The sequence below is a fragment of the Asanoa sp. WMMD1127 genome (assembly GCF_029626225.1).
GTDB lineage: Bacteria > Actinomycetota > Actinomycetes > Mycobacteriales > Micromonosporaceae > Asanoa.
The window spans coordinates 2,535,856-2,558,421 of the sequence record NZ_JARUBP010000001.1 but is presented as its reverse complement, the minus strand read 5'-3'; the positions used below and the strand labels follow the sequence as shown (position 1 = coordinate 2,558,421).

17 protein-coding genes are annotated in these 22,566 nt (G+C 72.2%); 7 read left to right on the top strand and 10 right to left on the bottom strand.

Features of this window, described 5'->3' with window-relative positions; translation table 11 throughout:
* Positions 1-91 precede the first annotated feature (91 nt).
* Positions 92-961: a dihydropteroate synthase gene (folP, locus tag O7635_RS12290; protein WP_278080539.1), complete on the top strand. Its 870-nt coding sequence runs from the start codon at positions 92-94 to the stop codon at positions 959-961.
* Here folP and ndhC read toward each other — a convergent pair.
* Complete coding sequence (gene ndhC / locus O7635_RS12285; protein WP_278080538.1) at positions 958-1,335, bottom strand: NADH-quinone oxidoreductase subunit A; 378 nt, start codon at positions 1,333-1,335, stop codon at positions 958-960. The two genes, folP and ndhC, sit on opposite strands and share 4 nt — an antisense overlap.
* A gap of 116 nt (positions 1,336-1,451) precedes the next feature.
* On the opposite strand from ndhC, the gene O7635_RS12280 reads away from it, so the two are divergent.
* From O7635_RS12280 to O7635_RS12270, 3 genes are all read left to right on the top strand, one after another.
* The gene (locus O7635_RS12280) at positions 1,452-2,849 is read left to right on the top strand and encodes a hypothetical protein (protein ID WP_278080537.1); all 1,398 of its coding nucleotides are present in this window, start codon (positions 1,452-1,454) and stop codon (positions 2,847-2,849) included.
* 194 nt (positions 2,850-3,043) lie between these two features.
* Positions 3,044-4,891: a 2-oxoacid:acceptor oxidoreductase subunit alpha gene (locus O7635_RS12275; protein WP_278080536.1), complete on the top strand. Its 1,848-nt coding sequence runs from the start codon at positions 3,044-3,046 to the stop codon at positions 4,889-4,891.
* On the top strand, positions 4,884-5,918 hold the full coding sequence (locus O7635_RS12270) for a 2-oxoacid:ferredoxin oxidoreductase subunit beta (RefSeq protein ID WP_278080535.1): 1,035 nt from the start codon (positions 4,884-4,886) through the stop codon (positions 5,916-5,918). Before O7635_RS12275 ends, O7635_RS12270 begins: the two co-directional genes overlap by 8 nt.
* 6 nt (positions 5,919-5,924) lie before the next feature.
* Here the strand turns inward: O7635_RS12270 and O7635_RS12265 are convergent, their stop codons facing one another.
* From O7635_RS12265 to O7635_RS12255, 3 genes are all read right to left on the bottom strand, one after another.
* Entirely contained in the window at positions 5,925-6,947 is a 1,023-nt protein-coding gene (locus O7635_RS12265; protein WP_278080534.1) for a potassium channel family protein, read from the bottom strand.
* A gap of 52 nt (positions 6,948-6,999) precedes the next feature.
* Positions 7,000-10,047, bottom strand: a complete 3,048-nt coding sequence (locus O7635_RS12260; protein ID WP_278080533.1) for an adenylate/guanylate cyclase domain-containing protein — start codon at positions 10,045-10,047, stop codon at positions 7,000-7,002.
* A gap of 266 nt (positions 10,048-10,313) precedes the next feature.
* A complete protein-coding gene (locus O7635_RS12255) occupies positions 10,314-10,529 on the bottom strand; it encodes a zinc ribbon domain-containing protein (protein ID WP_278080532.1) in 216 nt (71 codons plus the stop codon).
* Between the two features lie 62 nt (positions 10,530-10,591).
* On the opposite strand from O7635_RS12255, the gene O7635_RS12250 reads away from it, so the two are divergent.
* The 3 genes from O7635_RS12250 (at position 10,592) to O7635_RS12240 (ending at position 16,095) form a co-directional block, all read left to right on the top strand.
* Entirely contained in the window at positions 10,592-11,683 is a 1,092-nt protein-coding gene (locus O7635_RS12250) for a lytic murein transglycosylase (RefSeq protein ID WP_278080531.1), read from the top strand.
* A gap of 72 nt (positions 11,684-11,755) precedes the next feature.
* Entirely contained in the window at positions 11,756-12,775 is a 1,020-nt protein-coding gene (locus O7635_RS12245; protein WP_278085458.1) for a GNAT family N-acetyltransferase, read from the top strand.
* An 83-nt stretch (positions 12,776-12,858) separates the two neighbouring features.
* Positions 12,859-16,095, top strand: a complete 3,237-nt coding sequence (locus tag O7635_RS12240) for a lamin tail domain-containing protein (protein WP_278080530.1) — start codon at positions 12,859-12,861, stop codon at positions 16,093-16,095.
* A gap of 138 nt (positions 16,096-16,233) precedes the next feature.
* On the opposite strand, the gene O7635_RS12235 is transcribed toward O7635_RS12240, so the two are convergent.
* From O7635_RS12235 to O7635_RS12210, 6 genes are all read right to left on the bottom strand, one after another.
* Positions 16,234-16,716, bottom strand: a complete 483-nt coding sequence (locus O7635_RS12235; protein WP_278085457.1) for a helix-turn-helix transcriptional regulator — start codon at positions 16,714-16,716, stop codon at positions 16,234-16,236.
* 169 nt (positions 16,717-16,885) lie between these two features.
* Positions 16,886-17,869 (bottom strand): porphobilinogen synthase, encoded by a 984-nt coding sequence (hemB, locus tag O7635_RS12230; RefSeq protein ID WP_278080529.1) that lies wholly within the window; start codon positions 17,867-17,869, stop codon positions 16,886-16,888.
* On the bottom strand, positions 17,869-19,449 hold the full coding sequence (locus tag O7635_RS12225) for a uroporphyrinogen-III synthase (protein WP_278080528.1): 1,581 nt from the start codon (positions 19,447-19,449) through the stop codon (positions 17,869-17,871). Before O7635_RS12225 ends, hemB begins: the two co-directional genes overlap by 1 nt.
* A complete protein-coding gene (gene hemC, locus O7635_RS12220) occupies positions 19,446-20,372 on the bottom strand; it encodes a hydroxymethylbilane synthase (RefSeq protein WP_278080527.1) in 927 nt (308 codons plus the stop codon). Before hemC ends, O7635_RS12225 begins: the two co-directional genes overlap by 4 nt.
* Positions 20,369-21,676 carry a glutamyl-tRNA reductase gene (locus tag O7635_RS12215; RefSeq protein WP_278080526.1) on the bottom strand — a complete coding sequence of 436 codons (1,308 nt, stop codon included), beginning with the start codon at positions 21,674-21,676 and terminating at the stop codon, positions 20,369-20,371. Before O7635_RS12215 ends, hemC begins: the two co-directional genes overlap by 4 nt.
* The gene (locus O7635_RS12210) at positions 21,673-22,428 is read right to left on the bottom strand and encodes a redox-sensing transcriptional repressor Rex (RefSeq protein WP_278080525.1); all 756 of its coding nucleotides are present in this window, start codon (positions 22,426-22,428) and stop codon (positions 21,673-21,675) included. The genes O7635_RS12215 and O7635_RS12210 overlap by 4 nt, the downstream gene beginning before the upstream one ends.
* Positions 22,429-22,566: the final 138 nt, after the last annotated feature.

Genomic DNA, 22,566 nt, shown 5'->3' with positions numbered 1-22,566 from the left:
CGGGAGGGTCGACCCCGCCACCCCGTCGTCCACCTTCGCGGGCAAGGATCAAGCCGGACGTCCTACGGCGGCCGGATGAGGAGGAGCGCACATGTCGGGCGACTTGCGGCTCGGTCCGCGTACGTTCGGCCCGACCGACCTCGTGGTGATGGCGATCGTCAACCGGACACCGGACTCGTTCTTCGACCGGGGCGCCACCTATGCCGCCGACGCCGCCCTGCGCGCGGTCGAGGCGGCGATCGGCGACGGCGCCGACATCATCGACATCGGGGGCGTCAAGGCCGGTCCCGGCGACGACGTCGACCCGACCGAGGAGATCACCCGTACGGTCGCCACCGTGGCCGCCGTCCGCGCCGCCTTCCCGGACGTGGTGATCTCGATCGACACCTGGCGGGCCGAGGTCGCCACCGAGGCGGTCGCGGCCGGCGCGGACCTGATCAACGACACGTGGGCCGGCGCCGACCCGCGACTGGCCGAGGTCGCCGCCGCCACCGGGGCCGGGCTGGTCTGCACCCACGCCGGCGGCCTGCGACCGCGCACCCGGCCGCACCGGGCGGCCTTCGCCGACGTGGTGGCGGACGCCGTCGGCACGGTCACCGCGCTGGCCCGCCGGGCCGAGGCGCTGGGCGTGCGACCGGACGGCATCGTGGTCGACCCCGCGCACGACTTCGGCAAGAACACCCGGCACTCGCTCGAGCTCACCCGAAGGCTGGGCGACCTGGTGGCAACCGGCTGGCCGGTGCTGGTCGCGCTGTCCAACAAGGACTTCATCGGCGAGACCCTCGACGTGCCCGTCGACCAGCGGCTGGAGGGCACGCTCGCGGCGACCGCGGTCTCCGCCTGGCTCGGGGCCCGCCTCTTCCGCGCGCACCAGGTGAAGGAGACCCGCCGCGTGCTCGACACGGTGGCCTCGATCCGCGGCGACCGACCCCCGGCCGTCTCCCGCCGCGGCCTGGCCTAGGTCCAGCTCAGGATCTTCTTGCGCCAGGCGTAGAGGATGCCGAGCGCCAGCACGGCGACGAAGATGGCCATCTCGACGACCGTGGTCGCGCCGAAGCCCGGCCGGTCGAAGACGACCGCCCATGGAAAGAGAAAAACGGCCTCGACCGCGAAAAGCACATAAAGGTACGCGTAGACGTAATAGCGGATCTGCATCTGCGCCCAGTCGCCGCCGACCGGGTCGATGCCGCTCTCGTAGGTCGCGCGCTTCCCGGCGGGCTCGGCCGGCTCCGCCGGGCTGAGCAGGCGGTTGGCGGTGAACGCCCCGACGAAGATCAGGACGCTGGCGACCAACAGGAGCCCCAACGTCGCGTACGACCCGAGGTATCCCGTCATGTCCGGGGACTCTACCGCCGCGGCGACGGGAGTTACGGTTTTGTTTCCGACCGACGGGTGCTGAGTAGCAACTATCGCCGAATAATGAAGGACCCGAACAGAAGGCCGGAGGAGCAATGCCGAGCGAACGCCGCGCGTACGCGCTGCTGCGCGCGCTGGTCGCCGGCCTCATGGCGGCCGGCGTGATGGCCGCCGTGGTGACCATCCCGTCGGTGGGCGCCACCGCGACCGGCCCGAGCGGGGTCACCAGGGCCCTCGATCCGAGCGACGACCAGGTCGACCCCGATCCCGACCCGGAAGAGGATCCCCCCAGCCCCGAACCCGAGTCGCCGACGCCCACCGAGTCGCCGACCGAGTCGGAGTCACCGAGCGTGCCGCCGCCCACCAACCCGGAGACCGACCCGCCGACGGATCCGCCGTCCGACCCACCGACCAGCGAGCCGACCGGCGTCCCGGTGCCCACCGTCGTGCCTCCGCAGCGGCCCGGTCCGGTCAACCCGGGGCAACAGCCGCGGCTCGGCGCCCTGGTCTGGACCAGCGACATCACGCTCGGCAACGGCTACTGGTCGCGCCGCGCCACCTACACCGACCTGCGCGTCGTGGTGGCCAACACCGGCTCGATCCTCGAGCGGATGACCATGCGCTACACGTTGCCCGTCGGCATCACCGACGCCGGCACACCGGGCTGCGCGCGGTCAGCCGGACGCACGTACGTCTGCGGCTCCTGGACCGTCGGCCCCGGCCTGCGGTTCTCCACCTCGATCAAGGTGAAGGTGGCCGGCGACGCGTGGCGGAGGATGCCACTGAGCGGTTCGGTCGACGTCACGGCCGACGCGCCCGGCCGGGCCGACCTGGGCACCATCGGCGACAACCAAGGCTTCGCGGTGCTGTTCCCGCCCGGCCCGCCGGTGCCCGGCATCAACCTGGCCGCCGGCGAGGTCAACTTCGGCCGGCCCGACGCGCCGGCCAACCTCGAGATCCGGCTGACCAACACCGGTGACGCGATGTCGACCGGCGCGGTGGAAGTGCTGCTGCCGGCCGGCGTGACGGTCGCCCAGCATCCGGGTGGGTGCGCCGCGAAGGGCGACCGCACGCGCTGCGAGCTGGGCCGGCTGGCGCCCGACCAGGCGATCACGACCACGCTGCCGCTGCGGGCCACGATCGAGGCGCAGCGGCTCGCCCCGCTCTCGGGCGCGGCGTTCGGCATGCTGACCGCCGGTGGCGACACCAAGCGGGTGCAGATGAGCTTCCGGATCACCGCCGACGCCGCCACCGCCACGCCGTCGGCGACCCCCTCCGGTGCTGTCGGGGCGACCGCGTCACAGGGCGTGATCGGTGGCTTCGCGCCGGTCTCCGGTGACCAGGGTCTGTCGGGAGTCCAGAAGACCGCGCTCGCCCTCGTGGTGGTGTCCATCCTCCTGGTGATCCTGGCGATCACGCTGGCGACCACGTCGCTGCGCCGCGGTATGGAAGACGACAGCACCACGCGCCTCGAGGTGCCGGCCGCGGACTAGGCCGACGACCAGTGCTTTCGCTCACAAGTAAGGTAAGCCTGACCCGGACGTGAGAAGGTCGTCTCACCGGGCGGGACCCGGTACGTGGAAAGGCTGTTCTCGGGACGTACGCTTTTCCAAGACACAACATGGAGCGGGACGGCCCAACGACGCGCGACCCCGCCGCCGCCGTCCGGCAAGGAGGTCAGCTTCTCGTGGCCAAACAGGTCCGTCAACTGGATCGCGTGGTCATCCGCTTCGCTGGCGACTCCGGCGACGGCATGCAGCTCACCGGCGATCGGTTCACCTCGGAGACCGCGCAGCTCGGCAACGACATCTCGACTCTCCCGAACTTCCCCGCCGAGATCCGGGCGCCCGCCGGCACTCTGCCCGGTGTCTCGAGCTTCCAGGTGCACTTCGCCGACTACGACATCCTCACCCCGGGTGACTCCCCCAACGTGCTGGTCGCGATGAACCCCGCCGCGCTCAAGGCCAACGTGGGTGACCTGCCGCGCGGCGCCGACATCATCGTCAACACCGACGAGTTCACCAAGCGCAACCTGACCAAGGTCGGCTACGCGGCGAACCCGCTCGAGGACGGCTCGCTCGACGGCTACGCGCTGCATCCGGTCGCGCTGACGTCGATGACGATCGGCGCGCTGGCCGAGCACGAGGTGTCGAAGAAGGACGCCGAGCGCGCGAAGAACATGTTCGCCCTCGGCCTGCTGTCCTGGATGTACTCGCGGCCCTACGAGTCGACGATCCGGTTCCTCGAGCGCAAGTTCGCCGCCCGGCCGGAGCTGGTCGCGGCCAACATCGCGGCGTTCAAGGCCGGCTGGAACTTCGGCGAGACCACCGAGGACTTCGGTGTCCGCTACGAGGTCAAGCCGGCCCGGATGAACCCCGGCACCTACCGCAACATCACCGGCAACCAGGCCCTGTCGCTGGGTCTCGTCGCCGCCGGCGTGCGCTCGGGCCTGCCCGTGTTCCTCGGCGCCTACCCGATCACTCCGGCGTCCGACATCCTGCACGAGCTGAGCAAGCACAAGCGCTTCGGCGTGACGACGATGCAGGCCGAGGACGAGATCGCCGCCATCGGCGCCGCGCTCGGTGCGTCGTACGGCGGCAGCCTGGGCATCACCACCACTTCGGGGCCGGGCGTCGCGCTCAAGGGCGAGACCATCTCGCTGGCCGTGGCGCTGGAGCTGCCGCTCGTCATCATCGACGTGCAGCGGGCCGGCCCGTCGACCGGCATGCCGACCAAGACCGAGCAGGCCGACCTCAACATGGCGCTGTTCGGCCGGCACGGCGAGGCGCCGGTCGCGGTGGTCGCGCCCCGGTCGCCGTCCGACTGCTTCTTCGCCGCGCTCGAGGCCGCCCGGATCGCGCTGACCTACCGCACGCCGGTGATCCTGCTGTCCGACAACTACGTCGCCAACGGCTCCGAACCGTGGCTGCTGCCCGAGGTCGACGCGCTGCCCGACCTGCGGGTCGAGTTCGCGACCCAGCCCAACGGCGAGGACGGCAAGACGTTCCTGCCCTACCTGCGCGACCCGGTGACGATGGCCCGCCCGTGGGCGATCCCGGGCACGCCTGGGCTGGAGCACCGCATCGGCGGCCTGGAAAAGGCCGACAAGACCGGCGACATCTCGTACGACCCGGCCAACCACGACTTCATGGTGCGCACCCGGGCCGCCCGGATCGAGGCGATCCCCGTGCCCGACGTCGAGGTCGAGGACCCCGACGGCGACGCGCGCACGCTGGTGCTGGGCTGGGGCTCGACCTACGGCCCGATCGGCGCCGCCTGCCGGGCCCTGCGCCAGCGCGGCCTGCCGGTCGCCCAGGCGCACCTGCGGCACCTGTCGCCGATGCCCGCGAACCTCGGTGAGGTGCTCAAGGCGTACGACCGCGTGGTGATCCCGGAGATGAACCTCGGCCAGCTGGCCCACGTGATCCGTGGTCGCTACCTGATCGACGCCATCCCTTACAACCAGGTCAGCGGCCTGCCGTTCACGGCCGCGAAGCTTGAGTCGATGCTCGAGGAAGTTGTAAAGAATGGCTAACCCCGTCGCTGTGAAGCTCACCCAGAAGGACTTCAAGTCCGACCAGGAGGTGCGCTGGTGCCCCGGCTGCGGTGACTACGCGATCCTCGCGGCCGTGCAGTCGTTCATGCCGGAGCTGCAGATCCCGCGCGAGCGCACCGTGTTCGTGTCGGGCATCGGCTGTTCGTCGCGCTTCCCGTACTACATGAACACCTACGGGATGCACTCGATCCACGGCCGGGCCCCGGCGATCGCCACCGGCCTGTCGGTGAGCCGGCCCGACCTGTCGGTCTGGGTGGTCACCGGCGACGGCGACGCGCTGTCGATCGGCGGCAACCACCTGATCCACGCGCTGCGCCGCAACGTCAACCTGAAGATCCTGCTGTTCAACAACCGGATCTACGGCCTGACCAAGGGGCAATACTCGCCGACGTCCGAGCTGGGCAAGATCACCAAGTCGACGCCGGTCGGGTCGGCGGACGCGCCGTTCAACCCGCTCTCCCTGGCGCTGGGCGCGGAGGCCACCTTCGTCGCCCGCACCCTCGACTCCGACCGCAAGCACCTGCAGTCGGTGCTGCGGGCCGCGGCCGAGCACCAGGGCTCCGCGTTCGTCGAGATCTACCAGAACTGCAACATCTTCAACGACGGCGCCTTCGAGACGCTGAAGGACCCGGCCACCCGCGACGACTACCTGATCCGGCTCGAGCACGGCCAGCCGATCACGTTCGGGGCCGAGGGACAGCGGTGCGTGGTGCACCCGCCGGGCGGCTTCGGGCTCGAGGTGCGCGAGACGGCGACCGTCGACCCGGCCGACATCGTGGTGCACGACGCCACGGTCGCCGAGCCAGCGTACGCGTTCGCGCTGTCCCGCCTGCCCGGGCTCGACCTGCGCAACACGCCGATCGGGGTGTTCCGCAAGGTGGATCGCTCGTCCTACGACGAGCGGGTCCGCGAGCAGACCGAGTCCGCCAAGGCGAAGGCCACCGGCACGCCCGAAGAGCAGCTCGCCGGCCTGCTGACCAGCGGCGACACCTGGACGATCCTGTAACAGGGTTTACGTCGACCGGCCTTCCGCCACCGCGGAGGGCCGGTCGTCGCGTACGTAGACCAACATGTCACCGGTCTCGATCGTGAGACCGGCCGGTTCCGCCACCGAGACGACCTTGCCCCGGCGGACCAGCGCGATCACCAGCGGTTCGAGCTCGCGGGGCGCCTGGCCGACCTCGCGGCGCTCGGCCGAGCGCATCGCCAGCGCCATGCCCTGCCCGGGGGTCAGGAGGTCCTCGACGACCTCGATCAGCGGCGGCGCCGAGGTCGACAGGCCGAGCAGCCGGCCGGCGGTCGAGGCCGACACGACCACGTGGTGCGCGCCGCTCTGCCGCAACAGGGGCGCGTTCTCCGACTCCCGGGCCGCCGCGATGATCCGCACCTTGCCGGCGGTGAGCTGGCGGACGGTCAGCGTCACCAGCACCGCGGCGTCGTCGGCGTGGGTCGCGATGATGACCGCCTTGGCGTCCTTGACGTGCGCCTCCAGCAAGGTGGCGGACCGGGTCGCCGAGCCTTCGATGCCGACCAGGCCGTTGGCGACGGCCGACCGCAGGGACGTCCGGTCCCGCTCGACCACCACGATCTTGCTCTTGTCGAAGCCGTTCTCCAGGAGCACGTTGACGGCGGCCCGGCCCTTCGTGCCGTACCCGCAGATGATCACGTGGTCCTTCACTTTCTTCCTCCACCGGGTCAGCCGCAGGTTGGTGCGGTACTGCTCGGTCAGCACCTCGAGGGTCGTGCCGACCAGGATGATCAGGAAGAGCACGCGGGCCGGGGTGACGACGAAGACGTTGATCAAGCGAGCCGACTCGGTGACCGGGGTGATGTCGCCGTAGCCGGTGGTGGAGAGCGTCACCACGGCGTAGTAGGCGCAGTCGAGCAGCGACAACGGCGTGTCGGTCACGTCGCGGTAGCCGTCCCGGTCGATGTAGACGATCAGGACGATCAGCGCGACGAGCGCCACGGCCGCCAACAGCCGCACGCCGAGCGCCCGCAGTGGACTCTGGCGCACCCGGGGAAAATGGATCACGCCGTCTCCCGCACGCCCACACCTTAAGGCAAGCCAGCGCGGATTCGGGGCCCTAGGTGTTTTCGGCCTCGCTGTCGCCGATCAGGGCGCCCCGGTAGGTGCGGGACCGGCGGGGATGCGGCGGCTGCGGATCGCCCTTGGCGTCGCGGGTGCGGCGCTGCTCCCGCAGGACCACGGTCGTGTCGATCTCCACCTCACGGGCGGGCTCGGCGGCGGCCTGGCGGTGGTCGGCGCGGTGCCGGGCCTCCCGTGGCCGGGGCGGCTCGGCCTCGGTCAGGTTGGCGGTCGTCGGCTCGTCGCCCATCGGCTGGGCCGTCATGGGGTCGGCCGCGAACCGGCTCGAGCCGGCCGCCAGGTCGGGGTGCTCGACCGCGAGGGCCATCGCGGCCGCCTGCTCGAGCGTGAGCTCGGCGCCGGCGGCGTAGGCCGCGTCGAAGGCCGCGTCGCCGAGCACCGCCCGAGTCGCCGCCTGCTCCTTGGACCAGTAGGCCGCGAACAGCCCGCCCGCGCCGCGCTGGGTCGTCCGCGTCGCCTGGGCCGCACCGAACAGCCGGGCCGCCGTCTTCGGGTCGCCGCCGTGCGCGCACCGGACGGCCATCGCGTTGAGGCTGTCGCAGGCCCGACCCCGGAAGCCGTACGCCATCCGTGAGCGCAACGCGACGACCAGGTGGTCGTGGGCCGCGACCAGGTCGCCACGGGCCAGGGCGACCATGCCGAGCAGCATGTCGACGGTGCGCCGGCCGCGCTCGGGGGGCCGGGCGGCCTCGAGCGGGCGGGCGGCGCCGAGCAGCTCGGCGGCCTCGTCGAGTGCGCCCCGTTGCCACAGCAGCTCGGCCAGGCTCAGCACCGCGACCAGGGCCTCGCTGGCGACGCCGTTCTCGGTGGCCCACTCCATCACGTCGCGGCTGGCCCGCTCGGCCTCGGTGAGCCGGCCCATGTCGATCAGCGGCCCGGCCCGGCCCGCGATCACCCGCGCCAGCAGGCCGGCGTCGCCCGCCTGGAGCGCGGCGGCCTCGGCCCGCTGGGCGAACCGCAGCTCCTCGGCGAACTCGCCGTCGGCCGCGGCGTGCTGCGAGTGCATGTGGTAGGCGGCGGCCAGCTCGGCGTCGGGGATCGGCTCGCCGGTCTCGGCGATCCGCCCGTAGAGCCGGAACAGCCAGAGCCGGCCTTCCCGGGCCAGCCCCCGCTCGCGCCACCACTGGTCGAGCCCGCTGGCCAGGCGCAGGCCCATCCGGGCGCTGCCGCCGGTGGCCGTCCAGCGCAGCGCGGCCCGCACCTCGTCGGCGAGCGGGTCGAGGGCGGCCAGCGAGAGCGTCACCGGCCGGCCGTCGGCGCCGTGGAACACCCGCTGCAGCGCGTGCGCGCACCACGCGACGTGCCGGTCCCGGGCGCCCTGCTCCTCGCCGGCGTCGACCAGGCGGCGGGCGGCGTACGCCCGGATGGGGTCGAGGATCCGGTAGGTGCTCGCGGCGCCGTGCGGCTCGACCTGGATCATCGACTTGTCGACCAGCACCGCGAGCGGGTCGAGCGGGTCGTCGTCGAGCAGCCACTCCACGGTGGCCAGGTCGACCGGGCCGGCGAACACCGACAGCCAGCGCAGCAGCCGGGCGGCCCGTGGGCCGAGTGTGCGGTAGGACCACGTGACGGTCGCCTGCATCGTCGCGTGCCGCTGGGTCGCCGAACGCAGGGCGGCCCGGGTCTGCGGGCTGCGGGCGCCGCCGAGGGCCGCCGCGTTGAGGTCGATCGTGTCTTCCTGGCCGCCGGCGTCCTGGTCGACGGCGGCATAGCCGGCGAGCCCGTCGCCGGCGTCCTCGCGGCCGGCGTCGAGCGTGCCGAGCACGTCGTCGAGCCGCTCGGCGAGCTGGCTGGCCGAGAGCACCCGCAGCCGGGCGGCGGCCAGCTCGATCGCCAGCGGCAGGCCGTCGAGCCGCGCCACCACGCGGTGCAGCTCGGTCGACTCCGTCAGGCCGCCGCGCCGGCCGCCGCGGGCCGCCGCGGTGCGGTCGAGCAGCAGCGCCATCGCGTCGCTGGGCCCGCCGCCGGGCCCGGGCTCCGTCGAGAGCGGAGGGATGCGCCATACGACCTCACCGGGCAGCCCGCACGGCTCGCGGCTGGTGGCCAGCACGCGCAACGCGCTGCCGCCGGTCAGCAGCCGGGAGATGGCCTCGGCGGACGCGCGGGGCTGCGCGTCGCAGGTGTCGAGCATGAGCAGCATGCGCTTGCCGGCCGCGTGGTCGACCAGCGTGTCGATCATCGGGCGGCCGGGCTCCGGGCGCAGGCCGAAGACCGCGGCGATCGCGAAGGCGACCAGGCCGGGGTCGGTGACGGTGGCGATGTCGACGAACCAGACCCCGTCCGGGTACGCGTCGACGAGCGGCCCGGCCACCTCCACGGCGACCCGGGTCTTGCCGGCCCCGCCCGCGCCGACGACGGTGACGAGCCGGTTGTCGCGCAGCAGGGTCGACAGCTCGGCCCGCTCGGTCTGCCGGCCGACGAACGAGGTCACCTGGGTCGGCAGGTTGTGCACGGCCTCGTCGACCGTGCGGGGGCGCGGGAAGTCGCGGGCCAGACCGGGTGCGACCAGTTGGAAGAGGCGTTCCCGGTCGTCGAAGCCGCGCAGCCGGTGCAGGCCCAGGTCGATCAGCGAGGCGTCGGCGGGCAGCGGGGCGGCGTGGTGTGCGGTCGCCGCGGAGAGCAGCACCTGGCCACCGTGCGCGGCGGCGGCGATCCGGGCGGCGCGGTGCACCTCGGGGCTCGCGTATTCCCCAGCTAGCGGGACCGCGTGGCCGGTGTGCAGGCCCATCCGCACGCGGGGCGCGGACTCCGGCGTCGGCCAGTCGTGGTTGGCCAGGGCGCGCTGGGCGGTGACGCAGGCGTCGAGGGCGGCGGCCGCGTCGTCGAACGCGATGAAGAACGAGTCGCCCTCGGTGAACAGCTCGACGCCGTGGTTGGCCGCGAGCGTGGCGCGCAGGAGTCGCCGGTGCTCCGTGAGCACCGGCCGGTAACCCGCACCGAGCATCTGGGCCAGTCGCGTCGAGCCCTCGATGTCGGTGAACAAGAAAGTCACCAACCCACTGGGAAGGTGAACTCGTCCCGGCACGCCTAGAACCTCCGCCCCCCTGGAAGTCGGGTCCATGCTGCCGCACTCCGGACAGCCGGCGCATCGTAGGTTCGGCTGGCCCGGCGGGGGCCCAAGGTCGAAAAACCCGCTCCCACCTGGAGCTACGTGCCACGCCGGGGTTAACCGCGGGTGTCCGGCCCGCGGTTCACGGCTGAGTAACTCGGTTGGCGGTCAGGTGGTTGCGGCACCGTCGGCCAGCCTTGGCGGCACCAACGGATGATCGACCGGGGGTCAGGATGTGTGCGTCAGCAGCCGCAGGCGCCGCCGCAGCAGCCTCCGCCACCACCACCCGCGGGCGCGGGCGCGGCGCCACCGCGACCGCCGACGGCGACCGTGGAGAGCAGCTTGACCGTGTCGGCGTGGCCGTCGGGGCACTGGGCGGGCGCCGACGCTTCGGCCATCGGACGGTTGACTTCGAAGGTGCTGCCGCAGGCGCGGCAACGGAACTCATACCGGGGCATGCCAGACAGGGTACGACCTCCGCCGTACCGGATCCCGCACCTGGATCGGTAGGCTCTTTCACGTGGGTGCCGGGGAGGACACACCGACCGCTGCGTCGCAGTTGCGCGCTTCCGTGCCCGACCAGCGGCCACCGGCCGATCCCGACCCACCCACCAAAGTCGACATCGACCTGGCCGACGACTGGGATCCGGCCCGGCGCCCGCCACCCGGCATCGAGCGGCCGGTGCGCCGAGGCTTCCCCGGCAGCGAACGGGTCCGGTCCGGCGCGGCGGCGTTCGGCAGTTGGTCCCGCCGCCCGAGCGGCCGGCTGGTGCTGCCCGGCGTGCTGCTGTTCGCGCTCGTCGGGATGACCGCGGTCGCCGGCGCCGTGGTGCTGCCGGCCAACGCGCCGCCGGCCGCGCACCCCGCCCCGGCCGGCACGCCCAGCGACCTCCCGTCCGACGCGACCTTGCCGGGCAACGCGCTGCCGACCGGCGTCGCGCCGACCGACGGCGGCTTCCCGACCGGGTTCCCCACGTTCCCGACCACCACGCCGACCACCCAGGGTCCGGGCGTCCCGCCGCCGGTCGTCGGCGGCGCGCAGCCCGCGGACGTGCTCAACAGCTGGGCGCAGCAGGTCGCCATGAAGGTCGGCATCAGCGCCACCGCCGTCCGCGCCTACGGCTACGCCGAGCTCGTCGTCGGGCAGTCCACCCCGGCCTGCCGGCTGTCGTGGACCACGCTGGCCGCGATCGGCAAGGTGGAGTCGGCGCACGGCACGGCCGGCGGGGCCACGCTGACCGCGGCCGGCCAGGCCTACCCGCACATCGTCGGGCTGCCGCTCGACGGGCAGGGCGGGCGCCAGCGGATCACCGACACCGACAACGGGCAGATGGACGGCGACCCGACGTACGACCGGGCGGTTGGTCCTATGCAGTTCATCCCCACCACCTGGACCAGCTCCGGCGTCGATGCGGACAACGACGGCGTCAAGGACCCACACGACATCGACGACGCAGCTCTCGCAGCAGCTAACTATCTGTGTCGTAACGGACGGGACCTGACCAACCCCCAGGACTGGTGGGGCGCCATCCTCAGCTACAACGACGTGCGGCGATACGCCGACGACGTGTTCACTGCGGCCAATGACTACGGCACCAGGAGCCGCACGTAGCGTGACTGGATCGGCACTTTGGAGAACTAAGGCCTTTCGCGTCGGACCCGTTAGCGGCAAGCTAGACAGGTGATGGTGCGCGAGTGGGATCCGAAAACCGCCTCCACCGACGAGCTCAGGGCAATGCTCGACAGCTTGAACGCGGTGCTGATGGCGGACCTCCCGGATGACCCGCTGTGGCAGGAAAGTTATCTCCGCGAATACCTGGCCGAGACGATGCCGGGCGAGCGACGCATTTCCTGGCTCGCCGAAGAGCCCAGCGAAAACGGCAAGCAGCCCAAGGTCGCCGGGCACGCCAACGTGCTCCTCCTCGGCGACATCGGCGTGGTCGAGCTGCTGATCCATCCCAAGGCGCGGCGGGCCGGGCTGGCTCGGGAAATGCTGGCCCAGGCCGCCCGCAAGACCTACCACGAAGGCTTCTCCGTCATCGGCGCCGAGGTGGTCGGCGGCACCCCGGCCGTCACGTTCTTCGAGTCGATGGGATTCGTCCGCGAATACACCGAGACCCGCAGCGTGCTCCGCCTCAACGCGGTCGACTGGCTGACCCTCGGCGAGATGGCGCGGGGCATCTCGGCCGGCTACCGCCTGGAGTTCTGCCCGGGCGGGCCACCTGACGACCTGCTCGACGCCTACGCCAAGGCCAAGGCCGAGCTGCGCGACATCGACGAGGGCGACCTCGACCTACGACCCAGCTCCTACGACCCGCAACGACTACGCGCGAGCCTCGACTGCCTGCACCGCCGGGGCATGAAGCCCTACATCGTGCTCGCCATCCACGAGAAGACCGGCGACGTGGCGGGGTTGACCGAGGTCGTCGTCCCGGCCCAACACCCCACCCGCGCCGACCAGTACGACACGATCGTCGTCCAGGACCACCGTGGCTACGGGATCGACCGGGCCATCAAGGCCCGCATGCTCTTCGAGTTGCGGTCGGCGGAACCCAAGCTGGCCGAGGTGCAGACCTGGAACGCCCAGGCCAACGAGTCGATGCTCAAGGTCAACGCGGAGCTCGGTTTTCAACCCGACCGCGAATGGTACGAATACGGCGCCGACGTGGCCGACGTCCTGCGCCATCTTGAGCGCGGCGTTTAGCAACGCGACACTAGATCGCCACCCAGGGCTGCTAGACAGCCCTGGTTGCGTATTCCCTGCCCCCACCACCCCTGGAGGCTGCATTGCGCTCGTTGCGCGCGCCTGCCCTGTTGGCGGCCGCGACCCTCACCACGACCGCCGCGCTCGTCGGCGTCTCGAGTGGAGCTTTCGCGGCACCGACTGATCTGCTCATCTCCGAATACGTCGAGGGCTCGTCCAACAACAAGGCGGTCGAGCTCCACAACGGCACCGGCGCCCCGGTCGACCTCGCCGGCTACACGCTGTCCGTCTACTTCAACGGCTCGGCCACTCCTGGCCTATCCTCGAACCTCACCGGCACGGTCGCGGCCGGCGGCGTGTTCGTGTTCGCGCACTCCTCGTCGGCCCAGGCGATCCTCGACCAGGCCGACGCGACCACGGGCTCCGGTCTGTGGAACGGCGACGACGCGATCGTGCTCCGCAAGGGCGACGCGGTCGTCGACTCGTTCGGCCAGGTCGGTGTCGACCCGGGCGCCGAGTGGGGCACGGGGCTCACGAGCACGGCCGACAACACCCTGCGTCGCAAGTCGACGGTCGACGCCGGCGACACCGACCCGAGCGACGCGTTCGACCCGGCCGCGCAGTGGGACGGCTTCGCCGTCGACACGTTCGACGGGCTCGGCAGCCACTCGACCGGCGGCGGCCCCGTCGACGCGCCCGCGGTGCTCACCTGTGGCAGCGCGCTGGTCACCTCGGCCGGCACCGCCGCGACCCGCGACGTCACCGCGACCGACGCCGACGACACGATCACCTCGCTGGTGGTCACCGGCGTGACGCCGACGCCCGCGGCCGGGGAGATCAGCCGCACCGGGTTCACCCCGGCGACCGGCGTCGGCGGCACCGCCACCGCGACGGTCTCGGTGACCGGCGACGTGCCGGCGGGCACCTACGCCGTCGCGCTCACGTCGACCGACGACGCCGGCACGACCGCCTCCTGCACGCTCACCGTGCAGGTCAACGGCGTGCTGACGGTCGGCGCCGTGCAGGGCCAGACGACCGACGCCGAGCAGGGCAAGGCCGACCGGTCGCCGCTCGCCCCGGCCAGCGGCAACAGCCAGCAGCTCTACGACGTGCGCGGCGTGGTCGCCCAGCGGACGCTGTCCCGCACCAGCGCGGGCGCCGTGCAGTACGGCTTCTTCCTGCAGAGCTCGTCCGGCTTCGCGGACGGTGACCCGCTCACCTCGGACGGCATCTTCGTCTACACGAGCACGTTCCCCACGCTGATCGGCGGCTACCAGCCGGTCGTGGGCGACGAGATCGTCATCCGGGCCCGGGTCACGGAGTACTTCAACCTGACCCAGCTCGCCAGCGCCTCGCTGGTGTCCAAGCTGGCCAGTGGTGTCGACGTGGCGGTGACCGACGCGGTGCCGCCGGTCGACCTGGCCGAGGCCGACCGGTTCTGGGAGCGGCACGAGGGCATGCAGCTGCGGGTACGCGCCGGCGCGCAGGCGGTCAGTGGCCGCGACGTGTTCGCCAGCACGGCCGACTCCGAGGTGTGGGTGGTCGACAAGGACGACCCGCTGCTGGACCGGGCCGACCCGTACGCCCGGCGCGTCTTCCGTGACTCGCACCCGCTCGACAACAACCCGGCGCGGTTCGACGACGAGAACGGCAACCGGATCATGTTCGGCTCGATGGGCGTGAAGGACAGCTCCGGCGACAGCACGACGCTGCTGCCGCCGGCGCACACGTTCGACACGCTGACCAGCGACGCGGTCGGTGGGCTCTACTACTCCTTCGAGAAGTACGGCATCCAGCCCGGCCAGGTCTCGTTCGCGGCCGGCGCCGACCCGTCCCGGAACAACCCGCCGCGGCCCGCCGACCGCAACGACGAGTTCGCGGTCGCGACCTACAACGTCGAGAACCTGTACGACTTCCGCGACGACCCGTTCGACGGCTGCGACTTCCTCGGCAACACCGGCTGCCCGGGTGTGAGCCCGCCGTTCGACTACGTGCCGGTGGACCAGGCCGACTACGACAACCAGTTGGCCGCGCTGGCCTCGCAGATCACCAGGGACCTGCACAGCCCCGACGTGATTCTGGTGCAGGAGGCCGAGGACCAGGACATCTGCACGGTCTCGGGCGCCACGCTGGCCTGTGGCACCACCGACAACGCCGACGGCGCTCCCGACACGATCCAGGAGCTGGCGCTGACCATCAAGGCCACGGGCGGTCCGGCGTACGCCGCTGCCTATGACCGTGACGGCGCCGACGACCGTGGCATCACCGCGGCGTTCCTCTACCGCACGGACCGGGTCACGCTGGCCCCGGCGTCCGCGACGGACGCGGTCCTCGGCGCGAACCCGACGGTCTCCTACCGGGCGGCCGGGCTGGGCTACAACACCGACGTGCAGAACCCGAAGTCGCTCAACGCCGACCTGCCGTCCGACGTGGACACGTCGACCGGCGTGGACGGTTCGGACGTCTTCACCCGAGCCCCGCAGGTGGCGAAGTTCCTGGTCGCCGCCGCGCCGGGCAGCAACGAGAAGTCGGTGCTGTGGGCGGTGAGCAACCACTACTCGTCGACACCGGACGGCCGGGTGGGCCAGCGCCGCGAACAGGCCCGCTACGGCGCCGCCATCGTCACGGCGATCGAAGGCGCGGACCCGAACGCCCGCGTCGTCTACGGCGGTGACCTCAACGTCTTCCCGCGCCCCGACGACCCGGTGCAGGCGAACCCCGGCGACCAGCTGGCGCCGCTGTACGACGCGGGCCTGCACAACCTGTGGGAGGACCTGGTCCGCGAGGTGCCGTCGAGCGCGTACTCGTACTCGTTCGAGGGCCAGTCCCAGACCTTGGACCACCTGTTCGTCAACGCGCCGCTGTACGGCGACCTGGTCCAGATGCGGGCGGCCCACATCAACGCGGACTGGCCGGCCAACCACGCCGGCGACGGCTCCCGCGGCTCCAGCGACCACGACCCGCAGGTGGCCCGCTTCAGCTCGCGGGCGTCTCTGACGGTCGCGGACGCAGCGTTGACCGAGGGCGACACGGGCACGACGACGCTCAGCTTCACGGTCTCGGTCAGCCGCCCGCTGTCCCAGGCGGTCCTCCTCTGCGGCACCACCCTGGGCCTGACGGCCCGGGCGGGCAGCGACTACGACCCGGTGATCGGCTGCCGCACCCTGCCCGCCGGCGCCACGTCGACCACGGTCGACGTGACGGTCAAGGGCGACCGCCAACGCGAACAGAACGAAACCCTGACCCTGATCGTGGCCGGCATCCCGGGCCTGGTCCTGGCGGACCCGGTCGCCATCGGCACCATCCGCAACGACGACTGAGCCTGACGGCAGTTGGAGCGGCCGGCCTGAGCCGGCCGCTCCACCACGTCGGGCTCGGGGTGTCTCTTCACCCGCATTTGCTCTGCATCCATAGACGAATCGCCGCAGCGCCGCCGTCCTGGCCATCGGACGGGCAGGTCAGGCGTAGAAACCGCGTGCCGTCGGCGGCGGCGGCACGAACCTGTATTTCTTGACGCGGACTTCCCACTGACTGCGCCGACGCTGACGGTCGCGACGGGCTCGGTCGCGGTAGAAAGTCTCTGGCGGCCTCGCCAATCCGTATATGTCGGCCCACCATTCGCCCGGCAGTGGGTCGAGGATGACGTCCAAGTGCGCGGGATAGCGCCTGCCCGCGCCGTCCAACGTATCCTCCGTGTCCCGCATCGGCCGCAGCACACAGCCCTCGTGATCAACCGCCACCAGTTGGAAGCCGCAGGCGCCGAGTAGTTTCTCGATCATCGCCAAGCTCGGCGTCAAGTCGCCTGATTCGATCCGCGCGATGGTGCCTTGCGCTGCGGCGCTCTTCCTCGCCAGCTCACGTTGACTGAAATCGGCCCGCCTTCGAGCGGCTCGAACGAGGCCGGCTGCTGGAAGCTTTGTAGGACCTATGCGCTGTGGCATCGCCAGAGCATGCACGATCCGATACGACGGCGTAAGCGTCACACCGCGACCTGTGGATAACCGACTTCCCTTGCTCTGCATCCATCCGCGAATCACAGGCAGAGGTGATGCGTCTATGGATGCAGAGCAAATGCGGCCGAGAGGTAGGTCCGGGACGGGGCCTTCGCGTTCAGTAGCGGGAGCGGAGCAGGCCCGCGGCCTCGACTGCCCAGTAGGTCAGGATGACCTGGGCGCCGGCGCGGCGGATCGAGGTCAGGGTTTCCAGCATGGCGCGCTCGCGGTCCAGCCAGCCGTTGGCGGCCGCGGCCTCGACCATCGCCATCTCGCCCGAGATCTGGTAGGCGGCTACCGGGATGTTCACCTGCTGGCGGACCGCGTGGATGACGTCCAGGTTGGTCAGGGCCGGCTTGACCATGACCAGGTCCGCGCCTTCCTCGACGTCCAGCGTCACCTCACGCAGCGCGTCGCGGAAGTTGGCCGGGTCCTGCTGATAGGTCCGGCGGTCGCCCTCCAGCGCCGACTCGACCGCCTCGCGGAACGGGCCGTAGAAGGCCGACGCGTACTTCACCGCGTACGCCAGGATTCCCACGTCCTGGTGGCCCGCGGCGTCCAGGGCGGCCCGGGCCGCGCCGACCTGACCGTCCATCATCCCGGACGGGCCGACCAGGTGTACGCCCGCCTCGGCCTGGGCCACCGCCATCTCGGCGTACGCCGCGAGGGTGGCGTCGTTGTCGACCCGACCCGCATCGTCGAGGACGCCGCAGTGGCCGTGGGAGGTGAACTCGTCCAGGCAGAGGTCGCCCATGACCACCGTGGCGTCGCCCACCTCGGCGACGACGTCACGGATCGCCACGTTGAGGATGCCGTCCGGGTCCAGGCCGCCGGAGCCCGTCGGGTCCTTGTGGATCGGGACGCCGAACAGCATGATGCCGCCGACACCCGCCCGGACCGCTTCGGCCGCGGCCTTGCGGAGGGACTCCCGGGAGTGCTGGACCACGCCGGGCATCGCGGAGATTTCGCGGGGCTCGGTCAGGCCTTCCTTGACGAACATCGGCAGGACCAGCTCCGACGGGGCGAGCTTCGTCTCTTCGACGAGGCGGCGCATCGCGGGCGTGGTCCGGAGCCGGCGCGGGCGGTCAGTCGGGAACGGCATCAGCGGAACCTCAGCGCGGTCGGGCCCTGCACCTTCGAGCCGCGGCGCTGCTTGGCCGGCATCGCCGCCAGCTTCTCGCGCAGTTCGACGGCGTACGCCGCGAGCGCCTCCACCAGGTCCGGGACCGAGGCGTGGGCCGGCTGGACGTCGACGCGCAGGCCGAACTCCGTGGCCGTTTCGGCGGTCTTGGGGCCGATCACCGCCACCACCGTGCGGGTGTGCGGCTTGCCGGCGATGCCGACCAGGTTGCGGACCGTGGAGGAGCTGGTGAACAGGACCGCGTCGAAGCCGCCCGACTTGATGGCGTCGCGGATCTCGGCCGGCGGCGGGGCCGCGCGGACCGTGCGGTACGCGGTCACGTCGTCGACCTCCCAGCCCAGCTCGGTGAGGCCCGCGGCCAGCGTCTCGGTGGCGATGTCGGCGCGCGGCAGCAGCACCCGGCCGACCGGGTCGAGCACCTCGTCGTGCGGCGAGAACTCGGCCAGCAGGCCCTCCGACGACTGCTCGCCCGACGGCACCAGCTCGGGCTGGATGCCGAACGCGCGGACCGCGTCGGCGGTGGCCTCGCCGATGCAGGCGATCTTCACGCCGCCGAAGTGGCGGGCGTCGAGGCCGTGCTCGGCGAACTTCTCCCAGACGGCGCGCACGGCGTTGACCGAGGTGAACAGCACCCAGGCGTAGCGACCGTCGACCAGGCCCTTGACGGCCCGCTCCATCTGGGCCGGCGTGCGCGGCGGCTCGACGGCGATGGTCGGCACCTCGCAGGGGATCGCGCCGTACGCCCGCAGCCGCGCGCTCATCGCACCGGCCTGCTCCTTGGTGCGGGGCACGAGCACCTTCCAGCCGTACAGCGGGCGGTTCTCCCACCAGCTCAGCTTGTCGCGGTGCGCGACGCCGACGCCCAGGGTGAGCACCACGCGGCCGGTGAAGCCGAGCGCGGCGGCGACGAAGCTGTCGACCGTCGACGTGGTGGTGAACTGGGTCTCGCCCGTGCCGTCGCCGGTCACGCCGACCGGCGTGGTGCCGTCGAGGCCGGCCGAGAGCAGGCCGTCGCGCAGGGCGGCGAGGTCACCGGCGTCGACCGCGAGGGCCAGCGAGTCACGGGCCACCGCGGTGGCCAGCGCTTCGAAGTCGAGGGACGACACATCGTCGACATCAGCGGCGGTACGCAGCCCGGGGAGCGGAACACCCGCGTAGGTGGCCACGCCCTCGGCCTGACCGACGCCCGGCACGACCTCGAAGTGGACGGCGGTGCGGGCGACGGCCTGCACCTCCTTGACCACCGACTCGTGCCCGAACGGGTCGCCGGCGACGAGGTGCACGGCGGACAGGCCCGAGCGCGCGGCGGAGAGCAGCACCTTGGCCACGTCTCCGGAGGCGCCCTCGGCCGGGGTGAACTGCGCGTCGGCCTTGGCCTCGGCCCGGATCGCGGTCAGCAGCGACTCCGGGACGCCGCGGTCGTAGACCACCTGGTCGGCCTCGACCAGCGCGTCGTGCGCCCGGCGGGTCAGCAGGCCCGGGTCGCCGGGTCCCGCCCCGACGAACGAGATGTGGCCTGCGGGCTTACGGGTGCGGGTCATTCTGTGCTCCCAAACAAGGTATCGGCGCCACGGTCGAGGAGCTCGGCGGCGAGTGCCTTGCCGATCTCCGCCGCGGCGCTGGGCGTTCCGGTGCGGGACAGCCGGATGGCGCGTTCGCCGTCCGGGCTGATCACCGCACCGCGCAGGTAGATCTCGTCGCCGTCCTCGCCCTCCGCGAACTCCGCGTAGGCGGCGACCGGGGCACTGCACCCGGCCTCCAGCGTGGCCAGCAACGCCCGTTCCGCGGTGACCGCGGCCCGGGTCGGTCCGTCGTCGAGCGCGCCGAGCTCGGCGACCAGGTCGTGGTCGTCGTGCCGGCACTCCACCGCCAACGCACCCTGTGCCGGTGCGGGCAGCATCAGCATGGGGTCGAGCGTTTCGGTGATCTCGTCAGCGCGCCCGAGCCGGACCAACCCGGCCCGAGCGAGCACGACGGCGTCAAGGTCGGCCTCCGGGCCGGTGACCCGCTTGATCCGGGTGTCGACGTTGCCCCGGATCGGCGTCACCGTCAACGGCAGCCGCAAAGCGTTGAGCTGGGCGATCCGCCGCAGCGCGCCGGTGCCGACCTGCGCGCCGGCCGGCAGGTCGGTCAGCGACCGGCCGTCGCGGGCGATCAGCGCGTCGCGCGGGTCCTCTCGGGGCGGGATCGCGGCGATGTGCAGGGCGCCCGGCAGCGCGGTCGGCAGGTCCTTGTAGGAGTGCACCGCGATGTCGATGCGGTTCTCCATCAGCGCGTCGCGCAGGGCCGACACGAACACGCCGACGCCGAGCTGGGCGACCGGCGCGGACGAGCGGTCGCCGGCCGTGGAGATCTCCACCAGCTCGACCGGGCGGCCGGTGGCGGCGGTCACGGCGTCGGCGACCAGGCGGGACTGGGCGAGCGCGAGCTTGCTGGCCCGCGTACCCAGGCGCAGCGCGGTCATGAATGGTCTCCCAACGGTGGGACGTCGTCGGCCTGCGCGGTCTGCGGCACCTCGAGGTCGAAGAGCTGGCGCAGCAGCGTGGCGTACTGGTCGCCGCCCGGCTCGGCGGCGAGCTGCCGCACGCGGACGGTCGGAGAGTGCAGGAGGCGGCGGACGACCCGGTGCACGGTGTGCGCGACCTCGGCCCGCTGCTCCTCGGACAGCTCGGGGCTGCGCTGGCGCAGCCGGCTGAGCTCGGCGGCCACCACCTCGTCGGCCCGGGTGCGCAGCGCGGCCACCGTGGGCGCCACGTCGGCACCGCGCAGCCAGCCGACGAACGTCTCGACCTCGGCCTCGACGATGCCCTGCACCGCCACCTCGTCGGCGGCGTGCTGGCCGGCGCGCAGCTCGGCGGCGAGCGTGTCGATGTCGACCACGACGACGCCGGGCAGGCCGGCGACCTCGGGCTCGACATCGCGCGGCACGGCCAGGTCGAGCAGCACGAGCGGGGTGGTGCGGCCGGGCAGCGCGGCGGCGACGGTGTCGCGGGTGAGCACCGGCTCGGTGGAGGCGGTGGCGGCGACCACGACGTCAACCTCGGCGAGGGTACGAGTCAGCTCGGCCATCGGGACGGCGGTCGCGCCGTAGGCCGCGGCGAGCCGGACCGCGCGGTCGGCGCCCCGGTTGGTCACGGACACCGGGCCGACGCCCAGCCGGGACAGCGTGGCGACGGAGAGCGCGCCCATCGCGCCGGCGCCGACCACCAGGGCCGGTCGGTCGGCGAGCGCGCCGGGGAAGTGGGTGGCCGCGATGTCGAGGGCCGCGGTCACGACGCTCTGCCCGGCCTTGTCGATGCCGGTCTCGGCGTGGGCCCGCTTGCCGACCCGCAGCGCCTGCTGCATCAGCTCGTGCAGCGTGCGGCCGGCGCTGTCGGCCTCGGTGGCCGCGTGGTAGGCGTCGCGTAGCTGGCCGAGGATCTGCGCCTCGCCGATCACCATGGAGTCGAGGCCGGTGGCGACCCGGAAGGTGTGCTCGACCGCGGCGGCGCCGTGGTGCACGTAGAGGTTGTTGGCCAGCTCGGCCGGGGCCCGGCCGGCGCGCTCGCCGAGCACCGCGCAGATGTCGGTGAGACCGCCGTGGAACCCGGTGACCGCCGCGTAGATCTCCACCCGGTTGCAGGTGGACAGCACGACCGCCTCGCGCACGTAGGGCTGGGCGACGAGCTTGTCGAGCGTGCCGATCACGTCGGGCGCCGGCACCGCCAGCTGCTCCAGCATGGCGACCGGCGTGGTCTTGTAGGAAGCGCCCACCACGATCAGGTTCACGTGCCCACCGCCTCTTCCGTCCCGGTCGCCGCGAGCCCGTTGGGGCTCGTATATCCGCCGGGGAGGGCGGTCAGCGCCGACTTACGGTGCTCGTGGAACGAGAGAATCTGCAACTCGATCGCCAGGTCGACCTTGCGGACGTCTACCCCTTCGGGGACGGAAAGCACGCACGGCGCGAAGTTGAGGATGCTGGTGACGCCGGCCGCGACGAGGGCGTCGGCGACCTCCTGGGCCGCGCCGGCCGGTGTGGCGATGACGCCGATCGCGATCGACTCGGCCGCGGCGACATCGGCCAGCTCGGAGATGTGCCGCACGTTGAGCCCGTTGATCGGCTCGCCCACCCGGGCCCGGTCGGCGTCGAAGAGCGCCGCGATGCGGAACCCGCGGCTGGCGAACCCCGCGTAGCCGGCGAGGGCGTGACCGAGATTACCGACGCCGACCAGGGCGACCGCCCGGCGCTGGGTCAACCCGAGGGTGAACTCGATCTGGTCGATCAGCAGGGCGACGTCGTAGCCGACCCCCCGTGTCCCGTAGGAGCCGAGGTGGGAAAGGTCTTTGCGCAGTTTCGCCGAGTTGACCCCGGCCGCCGTGGCGAGCCCTTCGCTGGAGACGGTGTCGTTGCCCGCTTCGGCGATCGCGTGCAGCGCGCGAAGGTATTCGGGCAGGCGGGCCACCGTCGCCTCGGGCAGGTCCGGCAGGGCGGGTACGCCGCCGGACCGTCCGTTGGGGCCATTCGGGCGGTGCTGGCTCATGCGACTCCGTGTTGCGATCGTCTGGCTTGCCCGCGCACGGGGCCCGCGGTGTGGGGCCCCCGAAGTGCGGCGCGGTGACCGGCTGTGTTAACGGGATTCGTCGGGGTTACAGCGTAGGCGCTTGTGAACTCGTGCACA

Bases quoted from the DNA above. Each gene is read 5' to 3' on its own strand.
- O7635_RS12270 (WP_278080535.1), top strand. From the start codon at position 4,884: ATGGCTAACCCCGTCGCTGTGAAGCTCACCCAGAAGGACTTCAAGTCC.
- O7635_RS12245 (WP_278085458.1), top strand. From the start codon at position 11,756: ATGGTGCGCGAGTGGGATCCGAAAACCGCCTCCACCGACGAGCTCAGG.
- folP (WP_278080539.1), top strand. From the start codon at position 92: ATGTCGGGCGACTTGCGGCTCGGTCCGCGTACGTTCGGCCCGACCGAC.
- O7635_RS12235 (WP_278085457.1), bottom strand. From the start codon at position 16,716: ATGCCACAGCGCATAGGTCCTACAAAGCTTCCAGCAGCCGGCCTCGTT.
- O7635_RS12225 (WP_278080528.1), bottom strand. From the start codon at position 19,449: ATGACCCGCACCCGTAAGCCCGCAGGCCACATCTCGTTCGTCGGGGCG.
- O7635_RS12255 (WP_278080532.1), bottom strand. From the start codon at position 10,529: ATGCCCCGGTATGAGTTCCGTTGCCGCGCCTGCGGCAGCACCTTCGAA.
- hemB (WP_278080529.1), bottom strand. From the start codon at position 17,869: ATGCCGTTCCCGACTGACCGCCCGCGCCGGCTCCGGACCACGCCCGCG.
- ndhC (WP_278080538.1), bottom strand. From the start codon at position 1,335: ATGACGGGATACCTCGGGTCGTACGCGACGTTGGGGCTCCTGTTGGTC.
- O7635_RS12280 (WP_278080537.1), top strand. From the start codon at position 1,452: ATGCCGAGCGAACGCCGCGCGTACGCGCTGCTGCGCGCGCTGGTCGCC.
- O7635_RS12210 (WP_278080525.1), bottom strand. From the start codon at position 22,428: ATGAGCCAGCACCGCCCGAATGGCCCCAACGGACGGTCCGGCGGCGTA.
- hemC (WP_278080527.1), bottom strand. From the start codon at position 20,372: ATGACCGCGCTGCGCCTGGGTACGCGGGCCAGCAAGCTCGCGCTCGCC.